This window comes from Methylophilus sp. 13, assembly GCF_015354335.1.
GTDB lineage: Bacteria > Pseudomonadota > Gammaproteobacteria > Burkholderiales > Methylophilaceae > Methylophilus > Methylophilus glucosoxydans.
Window position 1 is genome coordinate 616,126 of the sequence record NZ_JADKYR010000003.1, and the last position, 11,800, is coordinate 627,925.

Sequence of the window (11,800 nt, forward strand, 5' to 3'; positions counted from 1 at the left end):
TTGCCTGAGGAATGCCTTCAAGTGCTGCTCTCTTCACCTCAACTGCATATTGAGCGCATCGTCTCCTAGGGTCATTCATCGACAGCGGACTTCTGGGATGACCAAGCGCAAGCTGCGTGGGTGTTGCGCTTGCAAGATGAAGCAGAACGGGCATTTGAAGAAGGCACCCTCAACCTGAAAGCCGGAGATTGTCTGAATATTGCCGCTAAACACCGGTTGAAATGGACCTAGCCAAACAGAGAGACCCTCTGGCTAGCCGAGTTTTATGAAGGATAAGCGTAACTGGCCAGATTGTTAGGCAGCATAGAAAAAATCGTCGAGTAGGGGCATGCCTGCACAGTAAACAATGCGTGTTTTCTTCTGATAGCCAATCCCATCGCAACAAGAATCTAAAGTGTGCGATCACTTTGATGCTTGTCCTCAGAGAATCCTGAGAAAAACCTGAATAAACGCCTGAGTTTTTCTGATCCAGGCATCCGCACCGCTTCTTAAATCACTCAGCGCACAGATTTGATCAAGTAGCCTCATCTGCCTTGCACGTCATTCGAGGCTACCCTACTGCATGCTAATCTGCGTATAACCCAACACCGTTCCGGTGGCAAAGGTCAGGTCTATCAGGGCAATCTGATAGTCATTAATGGCGCGAATTTCCTTGATCTGCGCCTCGCCTAGCCGGGTCAGCGTTTCCAGCACTTCGGTCATGGTACGCAAGCCTTCATTAAACTGCTTGAGTTCGGCTTCGTAGTTATAGCCGGCGATCATCACCTGCTGGCGTGCCGCGAGAATGCGCTGCCAGTTTTGCTCAAGCTTATCCAGGGCGTCATGAATTTCGCGTTTGACGGTCAGCGCTTGCAGCGTTTTGTTAGTCAGGCGCTGCATACGCTGGGCAATGGCTTTATCCAGCTTGGCTTTGCGCGCTTCATTGCTCACTGGCATTTCAAACTTCAGGCCCACCGACCAGTCATTGTATTGGCCATTCAGCAAATCCTGACCGATATTGCCTGCCCGGTTGGCAGAACTGGACAGGGCGCCGTATTGGTAATCCAGCGTAAACATCGGCAGGGTCTGATTTTGCAGATAATCAATTTGTAATTGATCTGCGCTCAGCTTGAGCTCCTGATCGAGTAGCTCGATGCGGCTATCCAACGCATCTTTGAGCAGTTTTTCACGGTCAAACTCAAACTTGACCAGATTGGGCGTGGTAGAAGGTACCCACGGCAAACTAGTCACGCCTTGCTCCGGCAGTTCGTTGAGCAGGAACTGTAACTGGCGCTGGGCCAGCTTGAGGTTGGTTTCGGCAATAATCAGCGCTTCCATGCGATCCGCGACACCAATTTCAGCACGGTTGACTTCAATCGCGGCGGTGAGCCCCTCCTGCACGCGGCGTTTGACCATGGCCAGATTTTGGCTAGCATATTCATACTGATTGCGGCGCACATCCAGGGCCGCCCAAGCCTCGTATAAATCCCAGTAAGCTTTATCCACCATGGTGACTATGCGGATGCTTTGCAAACGCGTTCTGAGCTGGGCGCTATCCTGATCAAGTGCTGCAATGCGGATGCTGGCCTCGTTCACCTGCCGCCCGGCATTACGCAACAACGGCTGGCTGAAGGAGAAGCGCAATGCACTACGGTATTGGTCACTGGGCAGACTGCCCTTGCTCTGGTAGTTTTCCAGTGGCGCACTCAGGGTAACGCTACCACCAGTTCTTAACGGCACTTTGATGCCCGTTTCCAACTCCCAAAACTCCTTGTTTTGGGCTGCCGGATTCAGTTTGACCAGCTCGCTATCCAGCGCAGGATTATCCGACTTGAAAATCACTTTGTCGCCCGCCATCGCAGGCAAGTCTTTCTGGCCATATTTGGCGTAGGCAAAAATGACCTGGTCAAACTTGGCCTGCTCTTCACGCAACGATTGCGCGGCAATGGTCGGGTCGATTTTGGCCACTTGCAAATTAAGATTATTTTGCAACGCCTTCTGCCGCACATCCGCAATACTCAGTTGCGGCCCTTGCTTGGGCGCATTGCTGAGCATATTTGCAGTTTCTGGCGAGTCAAACGGTTGCAGCGCACTTTTCAGGTCTATCACTACCGACTTATTGCGTTGTTGCTGCTGCTGTTTGACCGCATCATGCAGCGGCACACCCTTGCCCTTGGCATATGGCTCCAGGCCGCGGCCTTCTGTGTTCTGCAATCGCTGGCGCGCCCGGCTGTCACTCAATGACTCATCCGCACCGACAACTGTGGCCAATAGCATACTGGCCAGACCAAACAGCCTGGTCAAAACCGGTATTTGCACACCACGCTTCATTTGCTTACCCCAACGCCAGCCGGTAGATTGAGCGGTGTTGGCTCATGCGGGATTCTGGGCGGGAAGCCATTGAGCAGGCGCCACAATTCATAGCCTATCGTCACTTTCTCCAACAATACCCAACCCTTGGCACTGATACCCTGACGCAAAAAGCGGGCTTCTGGCCATTGCGGCGTGCCTTCTTTATGGATCACCATGATACGGAAATGCCCGGTGCCATTGTCAGTCGGGTCGACGAAAGCAATTTTTCCCTCAAACGTGCCCACACCGACTTGCGCCCAGCCAGGCACCTGAATCGCAGGCCACCCCTCAAATTCGAGACGCACAACACTGTCGCGAGTAATCAGTGGCGCATCGCGGCCATCAACCCATAACTCCACGGCACGCTGCGAGGTATGTGGCACAATAATCAGCAAGGGATCACCTTGCTTGATTATCTGGGATTGTGAATTGACCGGTAAACGGAAAATCGTGCCATCTCGGGGCGCGATGATTTTCTGCATGTTTTGCCGCGCCAGTGAAATCTCGGAGCTGTGCAGGCTGTTTTCAGCATCTGAGACCTCGCCTTTGATTTTGTTGATATTGGCCGTGACCGAATCCAGATATGCTTGCGTATCGGCACGCACCTGGCGGATTTCTGCTTGTGCCGACTGCGCCTCGGCCATGGCCGATTGCAGTTGTGCCTGCACACTATTTAGGTTACGGCTGGCAATCGTATGGTCACGCTCAGCCACTTCGGTGTCTCGCTTGGAAACCAGGCCATCGCCCAGTAGGCGTTGCATACGCTTGACCTGCATCGTGGCAGCATCCAGCGTCGCTTGAGCAGAGTTCACCGCTTCACGTGCACTGAGAATTTTTTGGTTAGCGACATCCAACTTGTATTGGGCGGCGGTGATTTTGGCATCACGGCCGGCGGCCAGGTTGTCACGCTGCACCGAGTAAGCTGATAACTCGCTTTGCTTGGAAGCGAGTTTGTCCTCCAGGTTATCGCGCTGCGCTTGCAGGCGCTGCCTGAAGTTAGGATCAGTATCGCTGATTTCCAGCAATACATCGCCTTGCTTCACTTGCGAACCCTCTTGCACATACCAGTGCTGGATGAGCCCGCTCACGGGGGCATCGACGGTTTGCACCCGCTCGGAGGGAGAGTAGGCCGTGACCTTGCCCAGCGCGGTCACGTTTTGTTGCCATGGCAGAGGCAAAAAAGCAAGGGGCAGCACAACAAGCAGCCAGGCCATCCGTTTGATCCAAACCCTTAAATGCTCAGGGGTTTGTACGCTTTGTGTCAGCATACTTTCAACCGTATTACTCATGCTGACCTCCTGCCACGTCTGTCGCCGCTTGGCTTTGCAGATGAATGACTTGTTTGCATTGCTGGGCGATATGCTGATATCGCGTGGTGATCAACACCATCCAGTCCTGCTGGTGACGTTTAAGCAACATCAGCACCTGATCCAGCTCATGTTGCGCCAGTTGATCCAGCAAGCCATCAATGATTAATACATCCGGTTGACCCAGCATCGCACGGGCAAGCATTAACCGTTGTAACTGCGTATGCGTCATCGGTGCGCCAAAGTCGGTCAAGACTGTTTCTACGCCATTGGGCAGCTTGCTGATTTCTTGCCACAACCCAAGCACCTGTAGTAACTCAATCACCTGATCAAGTGTCACCTCTGGCCGTTGCAACCTCAGATTATCCAGAATAGAGCCATGCTGCCACTCGACTTTGTTCGCCACGCCAATCCGGTCACGCAAATGTGCCAGGTCAAGCTGGCGCACATCAATGTCGTTGTAGCTGACATGTCCTTGCAGCGGCTGCCTCATACCGGTGATCAGCTCCAGCAACGTCGTTTTACCGCTGCCTAAGCCACCGATCAACGCCAGGCTTTCGCCACGTTGCAAGTGAAAACTCAGGTTGCTGACCAAAGCGGCTTGATCCGCGTGTTGAAAAGTCAGCTGATGCACCTTTAGGGTAGTGTAGCCTTCCTGACCTGACTGATGCTCCCCCGAGCGCTCTACAGGCAAGGTTTCCAGCACGCCAAGTTTATCGACCGCCGCAAGCAGATCATAGAAATACTCCAGCTTGGTCACAAATCGTACAAACGCAGAAAGCACCCCAAAAATAATCAGCTCTGCGGCAACAAACTGGCCCAGATTGATCTGGCCTTTAATCACCAGCGTCCCACCTAAAATCAGCATACCCGTGCCAATCAAGGCATAGAGGCCCACCGCGCCTATCAGTTGCATCATGAGTACTTTAAAGTGCTTGGTCCTGACTTGCAGATAGCCTTCTGCAAGCTGCGCGGTATTCGCCGTGTTGCGCTGAGTCGCACCATAAAACTTTGAGAGCCATTTATTGCGGGCAATGGTTTCCAGCCAAGCCGCCATTTCATATTTGGCTTTAGACTCTTTGATCGATGTCTCTTCTGCCTGTTTACCCAGGCCAAAAATAATCACCCACAACACAATCAGCATGAGGATGACCAAAATGCCAAAATACAGACTATAAAAAAGCAGCACAATGCTGCCGATGATGCCTTGCAACAAGGCGGTCAAGCCAACCGTGAGTAAGGTGGCCATCGATTTCTGCACCGTTTGAATATCAAAATAACGATTCACCAGTTCTACCGGATTGAATTTGTCATACACAGAAATATGAATTTGCCCGGTATTTTGCGCAATCTGTAAGCTATACCGTACAAAAAGCCGTCGTTGAATCATCTCAACCAGAAAACTCTCAATCGCATAAATCGCACCAGACAACGCCAGCAAACAAAACAGGATAAACCCCACGACGTACAGCGGCTGCAATACGCCGCCCATGGTGACGATATTCACCATCGCCTGCACGGCAACAGGTGTCGCGATACCCAGCACACCGTAAGCCGCAGTTAAATAAAAAAGCAGCAAAATGTCCTGTTTTTCAAATGAGAGTAATTTGACGACTCTTTGAAAAGGGCTGAGAGATGTTGTATGAATGTTTGCCATAATAAGAATTGTTGTTAACTAGGCCCTGTAAATGGATAACAACCGTTTATATTAGTTCCCCAAAAAAAAACGGCTCTAACTAGAGCCGTTTCTTTATACCACACAACGATTACAAGCTGTAAGCACGCTCGCCATGTTCAGTCGTGTCCAAACCTTCGCGCTCATATTCTTCACTCACACGCAGACCGACAACCGCATCTACCACTTTGTAAAGAATGACGCTCACAATACCTGTCCAGATCAATGTCACTACCACTGCGATGATCTGAGTAGAGACCTGACCACCCATCGTCACACCTTCTGCGTAACCAACACCACCCAAACCTGGTGACATCAATACGCCAGTGCCCACCGCACCCCAGATACCGGCCAAGCCGTGCACACCGAACACATCCAGTGAGTCATCGTAGCCCAGCGCACCTTTCAGTTTGGTCACACCCCACAGGCTGACAAAGCTGGCAGTGAAGCCAAGGATGATAGAACCCATCGGGCCGATAAAGCCGCAAGCAGGGGTAATGGCAACCAGACCAGCGACTGCACCAGAAGCGGCACCCAGCATGCTTGGCTTACCTCTGAACAACCATTCAGCAAAAATCCAGCCCAATACAGCAGAACCTGTTGCCAATTGTGTATTGATCAGCACCATACCGGCAATGCCATCAGCAGCCAGTTCACTACCGACGTTAAAGCCAAACCAACCTACCCACAGCAAGGAAGCACCAATCATGGTCATCACCAGGTTGTGCGGAGGCATGGCTTCTTTACCGTAACCAATACGTTTGCCCAACATGATGGCACCAATCAAGGCAGCGATACCAGCGTTGATATGTACGACAGTACCACCAGCAAAGTCTTTGGCACCCAGCTCTGCCAGGTAACCACCGCCCCATACCATGTGTGCGATTGGGATGTAGGCAAAAGTCACCCACAATGCCGTGAACAACAATACAGCAGAGAACTTCATACGCTCAGCAAAACCACCAACAATCAACCCCGGTGTAATGGCAGCAAATGTCAGCTGGAAGGTCAAGAATACATACTCTGGAATCGTGCCAGACAAACTAGCAGGTGTAATACCCGCCAGAAACGCCTTGCTTAATCCACCGACAATCATGTTACCTTCGCTGAAAGCCATGCTGTAACCATACGCAGCCCACAATACAGAAATCATAGAGAAGACAACAAACACTTGCATCAGCACTGACAACATATTTTTCTGACGTACCAAACCGCCGTAGAACAACGCCAGGCCAGGAATCGTCATCAAAATCACCAGCACAGTGGCAACAATCATAAACGCGGTATTACCCACATCCAGCGTCGGGGCTGGTGCTGCTTCAGCAGCAGGGGCAGCTTCGGCCGCTGCAGGCGCTTCGGCCGCAGGTGCCGCATCAGTAGAAACGGTTTCTTGTACTGTGATGGTTTCGGTCACAGTTTCTTCTGCATAACTGACTGGGCTTGCCGCCAGACCCATCACGGCGACCAGCGATAATATGGAAAGAATTTTCTTCATAACAGAAGCCCTTTCTTATAGCGCATCCGGACCGGTTTCGCCGGTACGTATACGGTAAACTTGTTCCAAATCGAAGACAAAGACTTTGCCATCGCCGATTTTGCCTGTTGCGGCTGCTTTTTCAATCGCGTCTACGACCTGATCCAGCATGTCATCTTTGATCGCAACTTCGAGTTTAACTTTAGGCAAAAAATCTACGACATATTCAGCACCACGATACAACTCAGTGTGCCCTTTTTGACGGCCAAATCCTTTGACTTCAGTGACAGTGATGCCTTGTACGCCGATATTGGACAAAGCCTCACGCACCTCATCAAGCTTGAATGGCTTGATTATTGCGGATACAAATTTCATTTGCTTCTCCCGTTGTTAACTCTGGCAGGCACATGCCCGCCAGATCTAAAACTTGCTTACTTAGAATGTACGGCCTAATGTTAAAACTAAACGACCATCATTCAGGTTTTTGCTTTCAACTGCGCCGTTAGTGCCTTTACCATTAAAGCTTGAGCCGCCGTAGCCTCTGTAACCCCAGTAGCGTGAGTTATCAGACTCAATCCAATACACACCCGCATTCCAGCCTTCTGTAGCACCGATTTTGAATGCTTTGCTTAAGCCGATTTTCCAGTCTGTGTAGTCTGGGTCAGTTGCTTTAGAAAGAGAATCGCTAGGCAAGTTAATGCCGTCGGTGGAGAACGTTCTATCAAGTTTACCAGAGACGTTCAAACGCCCAACGTGAGCAATCAGAGTCAAATCCCACCATGGCAATGGATAAGCAGCGTTCAGCTCAACATAGGTTGAACCTTTAGTACTGCCATCCCAACCAGTAGACTTATCTGCACCAAACCAATCGGTCAGAGTGTACGACAGTTTTGCACTGATCCAGTCATAAGAAACACCCACGTTTGCTTCGTAAGTATCCCAACGCCCACCCCCTGGAGTCAAAGGTCTATTCGGATCTGGGTTGCCATTTACGTCAACTGTAGTAGAGCCTCTGTATTTTTTCCATGAACCACCTGGATACAGGTAGCCGTAAATACCAACGGTGTAGCCTAATTTCTCTACGGTTGGAATCGTACCGTTATAACCGGCATAGATATCAATTTCAGTAGTGGCATCAGGATAGGTATTTGGTGTTACACCAGAACCCCAAAGGCCAGTATAGAAACCGCTGGAATGCGTAATATCCATACCGCCTTGCACGGTTGGCTTATGCCAGGATTGTGAAATACCACGGAAGTAGTAGTCAGATACCACACCGATGTTACCAGTGGCAGTCCAGTCAGATTTGGCTTCTTCCTTGGCTTCTTCAGCTGCGTATGAAACTTGTGCAAATGACATTGCACTCAATACTGCTGTGAGCAAAATAGATTGACGCATTTATAGGTCCTCTCTCTGTGAAAATCTTGATCAAATTGTTGTAAACGAGAATGAAACAACATTGACCTAAAAGCAAGGCACGTGCCAACCCACATAGCTATTAAAAATCAATACCTTAATTAAAATACTTAAATTAAATACTTACATTAGCAACACAACAACATGTTTTTAATTGAAAACACATAAAAATCAACCATTTACACCCCTTTTTTCGAGGGCCTTACATGCTAAAATGTGATCCCAAGGAGAGCCTGCCATGCTATTTTCAAATGAAAAAATTAAAGAATTATCTTTTAAAATCAAACAACTAATTGATTCAAGCCCCATTTCAGAGCTTGAAAGCAACTTGCATGCACTAATTCAGGGCATGCTCCCCAAAATGGAACTTGTTTCGCGCGAGGAATTTGATATTCAGGCCGCTTTGCTGGCACGCACGCAGCAACAATTAAAACAGCTTGAAGAAAAAATCAGCCAGCTAGAACAAGCCAACGCCGCCAGAAAGTAAAATTTAATTTACAATTGTTAGCATTCTTTGGTGCGGGAGTGCTACATGAGTTTGGCCGTGTTATACAGTCGGGCCCTAAGCGGGATGGATGCACCAGAAGTGGTGGTAGAAGTGCATCTCGCCAATGGCCTGCCCAGCTTCACTATCGTCGGGCTGCCAGAAACCGAAGTGAAAGAGAGCAAAGACCGGGTGAGGGCCGCGATTCAAACCGCACAGTTTGAATTCCCGGCGCGGCGGATTACAGTTAACCTGGCACCGGCAGATCTGCCCAAAGAGGGGGGCCGCTACGATTTACCGATTGCGCTTGGGATTCTGGCAGCCTCCGGGCAATTACCTAAACAAGCGCTGGCCAACTATGTCATCGCTGGTGAGCTGGCACTAACAGGCGAGTTAAGGCCGATACGCGGCGCCCTGGCGATGACTTACCAACTGATTCAGGGCCCGGCGCACAAAAGGGCGGCGATTTTGCCCCAGGAGAGTGCGCATGAGGCAAGCCTGGTAGAGGGCTGTTCCATTTTTGCCGCGAATAGTTTGCTTGAAGTCTGCGCCCATCTGTCGGGCAAACAATCGCTGTCCCCTCACCCGCTGGTGCTGTCAGAATCCTCATTAAGCTTTCCGGATTACTTCGAAGTCAAAGGTCAATTACGCGCCAAGCGCGCCCTGGAAATTGCCGCGGCGGGTCAACATAGTTTATTGATGAGCGGCCCGCCAGGCACAGGCAAAAGCATGCTGGCGAACCGATTTAATAGCATTTTGCCGGACATGACTACGCAGGAAGCGCTGGAAAGTGCGGCAATTTTGTCACTGACCGGCCAATTTCCGGCCAGCCAGTGGAAAAAGCGGCCATTCAGGGCGCCACATCACACCGCCTCTGCCGTGGCACTGGTGGGTGGCGGCAGTGTGCCCAGACCCGGAGAGATCAGCCTTGCCCATCACGGCGTGTTATTTTTGGATGAGCTGCCTGAGTTCGACAGGAAAGTGCTGGAGGTGCTCCGCGAGCCTCTGGAAAGTGGCAATATCACCATTTCTCGCGCAGCCAGACAAGCAACTTTCCCAGCTCAGTTTCAACTGCTTGCAGCGATGAATCCTTGTCCATGTGGCTATTACGGGCACTATAACCAACGCTGCCGCTGTACGCCTGAGCAAATTCTGCGCTATAAAAACAAACTTTCCGGCCCGCTGCTCGACAGGATAGACATGAATATTGATGTGCCAGCACTCAAGCCAGAAGAGTTGTCACATAACCATCATGGTGAGCAGAGTGCGGCCATTCGTGCACGCGTGATTCAGGCGCGAGAACGTCAACTGACCCGCCAACAGAAACCGAATGCAGCCTTGGGTGCGCTCGAAATTTCCACCCATTGCCAATTGGGTGACCAGGCGAATCACTTACTGCAAATGGCGGTGCAAAAGTTTTCACTGTCTGCCCGCAGCTATCATCGCATCCTCAAGGTCGCCAGAACCATCGCTGACCTGGCCCAGGCCGAACACATTCTGGATAAGCACATTGCTGAGGCGCTACAATATCGGCGTCATGACTATTGAAAGCGTATTCCACATGCAACTTTATGATGCCAGTATCGCCCCGCTGATTCGTAACCTGCAAAATCTCGAGCACATTCTGCAGCAAGGAGAAGCCTATGCAGAACAGAAAAAAGTCGCACCAGAAGTGCTACTGAATAGCCGTTTGTATGTGGACATGTACCCATTAACCAAACAGGTGCAACTGGTGAGCGACATGAGTAAAGGGGCGGGTGGACGACTGGCAGGCATAGACATTCCACAATATGCGGATGATGAAGCAAGTTTTGAACAGCTCTACGCAAGAATCGCCAAGACAGTCGCGTTTCTCGAAGCCATCAAGCCTTCACAGCTGGAAGGCGCCGAACATAAAGAAGTGGTGTTAACCATACGTAAAGTGGATCTGACCTTCACCGGCTTGGATTATCTCGAAAAATGGGTCATGCCCAATGTGTATTTTCATGTCACCACGGCATACAACATTTTGCGCCATATTGGGGTGCCACTGGGCAAAACCGACTACCTGGGTCAAAAGCGTTGATGCCTCAAGGCCGTTTGCGCCAGTAGCCCGGTTGCTGGTCTGACTGCAACATGGCTTTACGGCGCAATGTCTCATAGGCTTCGCTGTCTGAAATTCCTTGTGCAGAGGCCATCGCTTTCGCCTGATTGTTCGCGGCAACCACCCAGTCAGGATTTTCCTGATAGCCCCGGTCTTGCATGCAATGTTCCAACACGCGTGACTGTCTAGCCGCTTTTTCCAGCTTCTGGAAGGGCAGTTGCTCTGGTAACGCGGCCGCTGCCTTACTGGCAATCAAATCACACTCATTGATAGTATGAGCCAGCGCACTTTGCGCAGGTGCAGACGCTGGCAACTGCAGCGATTGCCAATACCAATACCCCACCGCCGCCAGCATGGCCATCAACACAAACCACATAAACCGACTCGCACGCATGCATCCGACTCCTTTTTGTTGTTCAACCCTGCCAATATTTTAAGCCAAACCGGCCGACAGCCCTTATAAAAGCTGGATTGGTTCATTAAAGCGTCATACAAGACCATTAACATAGATTTAAATGATCGCATGAACAAATTAATTCAAGAATGGAAACCTGATGACGTTAATACAAGTATACATAAACAGAACTAAAGGACGCCCCATGAAAGACTTGCAACAAGACGAGCCGCTGACTTATACCGCCAGCATGCCAGAATTGATGACGGCGCAGGACATTATGTATCTGGCTGAAGATATCACTGCAGACAGCAACATTCAGGCAATTTACAAACCTGCTGAGCTGACGCTGGAAGTCGTGTAAAACAACACCGGCAGTTTGCATCACACCGCTACGCAGTTCATAGCGTGGCATAGCATCGCATGTTGCTTGCCCAGACACCCAACTGGTCCAGCCCTCAACTGATAGACACCCGCCTGACGTTTGCCTACAATAAAACTTCTCTTCAACAGGACGAGAAGGAGGCAACCATGTTTTTAGGCGCAGCAGGCATCTACACACTGATTGGCATCGTCGTCGCAATTTGCCTGATATTGTATGTATTTGCAAAAAAGGTAAAGTAATCCGTATCACAT

General features: G+C 50.4%; 12 protein-coding genes. 5 read left to right on the top strand and 7 right to left on the bottom strand.

Going from position 1 to position 11,800, the window contains the following annotated elements; all coding sequences use genetic code 11:
- Window positions 1-555 precede the first annotated feature (555 nt).
- The 6 genes from INP77_RS10705 to INP77_RS10730 all read right to left on the bottom strand — a co-directional run bounded on the left by INP77_RS10705 (window position 556) and on the right by INP77_RS10730 (window position 8,185).
- Complete coding sequence (locus INP77_RS10705) at window positions 556-2,298, bottom strand: TolC family protein (RefSeq protein ID WP_368667935.1); 1,743 nt, start codon at window positions 2,296-2,298, stop codon at window positions 556-558.
- A gap of 8 nt (window positions 2,299-2,306) precedes the next feature.
- Window positions 2,307-3,620 (bottom strand): HlyD family secretion protein, encoded by a 1,314-nt coding sequence (locus INP77_RS10710; protein ID WP_194748996.1) that lies wholly within the window; start codon window positions 3,618-3,620, stop codon window positions 2,307-2,309.
- The gene (locus INP77_RS10715) at window positions 3,613-5,217 is read right to left on the bottom strand and encodes a peptidase domain-containing ABC transporter (RefSeq protein WP_228518862.1); all 1,605 of its coding nucleotides are present in this window, start codon (window positions 5,215-5,217) and stop codon (window positions 3,613-3,615) included. Before INP77_RS10715 ends, INP77_RS10710 begins: the two co-directional genes overlap by 8 nt.
- A 187-nt stretch (window positions 5,218-5,404) precedes the next feature.
- Window positions 5,405-6,808, bottom strand: coding sequence for an ammonium transporter (locus tag INP77_RS10720; protein WP_194748998.1), 1,404 nt, complete (start codon window positions 6,806-6,808; stop codon window positions 5,405-5,407).
- Between the two features lie 15 nt (window positions 6,809-6,823).
- Window positions 6,824-7,162, bottom strand: coding sequence for a P-II family nitrogen regulator (gene glnK / locus INP77_RS10725; protein WP_018986930.1), 339 nt, complete (start codon window positions 7,160-7,162; stop codon window positions 6,824-6,826).
- Between the two features lie 60 nt (window positions 7,163-7,222).
- Window positions 7,223-8,185, bottom strand: a complete 963-nt coding sequence (locus INP77_RS10730; RefSeq protein WP_194748999.1) for a TorF family putative porin — start codon at window positions 8,183-8,185, stop codon at window positions 7,223-7,225.
- 256 nt (window positions 8,186-8,441) lie between these two features.
- Between INP77_RS10730 and INP77_RS10735 the strand changes: the two genes are divergently transcribed.
- From INP77_RS10735 to INP77_RS10745, 3 genes are read left to right on the top strand one after another with little or no spacing between them, the layout of a single operon-like run.
- Window positions 8,442-8,690 (top strand): accessory factor UbiK family protein, encoded by a 249-nt coding sequence (locus INP77_RS10735; RefSeq protein ID WP_194749000.1) that lies wholly within the window; start codon window positions 8,442-8,444, stop codon window positions 8,688-8,690.
- A gap of 45 nt (window positions 8,691-8,735) precedes the next feature.
- Window positions 8,736-10,235 (top strand): YifB family Mg chelatase-like AAA ATPase, encoded by a 1,500-nt coding sequence (locus INP77_RS10740; RefSeq protein WP_194749001.1) that lies wholly within the window; start codon window positions 8,736-8,738, stop codon window positions 10,233-10,235.
- Window positions 10,236-10,248: 13 nt separating this feature from the next.
- Entirely contained in the window at window positions 10,249-10,752 is a 504-nt protein-coding gene (locus INP77_RS10745; protein WP_194749002.1) for a DUF1993 family protein, read from the top strand.
- Window positions 10,753-10,756: 4 nt separating this feature from the next.
- Here the strand turns inward: INP77_RS10745 and INP77_RS10750 are convergent, their stop codons facing one another.
- Window positions 10,757-11,164: a hypothetical protein gene (locus INP77_RS10750; protein ID WP_194749003.1), complete on the bottom strand. Its 408-nt coding sequence runs from the start codon at window positions 11,162-11,164 to the stop codon at window positions 10,757-10,759.
- Window positions 11,165-11,369: 205 nt separating this feature from the next.
- Between INP77_RS10750 and INP77_RS10755 the strand changes: the two genes are divergently transcribed.
- Both INP77_RS10755 and INP77_RS10760 read left to right on the top strand, forming a co-directional pair.
- On the top strand, window positions 11,370-11,528 hold the full coding sequence (locus tag INP77_RS10755) for a hypothetical protein (protein ID WP_194749004.1): 159 nt from the start codon (window positions 11,370-11,372) through the stop codon (window positions 11,526-11,528).
- Window positions 11,529-11,587: 59 nt separating this feature from the next.
- On the top strand, window positions 11,588-11,788 hold the full coding sequence (locus INP77_RS10760; protein WP_194749005.1) for a hypothetical protein: 201 nt from the start codon (window positions 11,588-11,590) through the stop codon (window positions 11,786-11,788).
- Window positions 11,789-11,800: the final 12 nt, after the last annotated feature.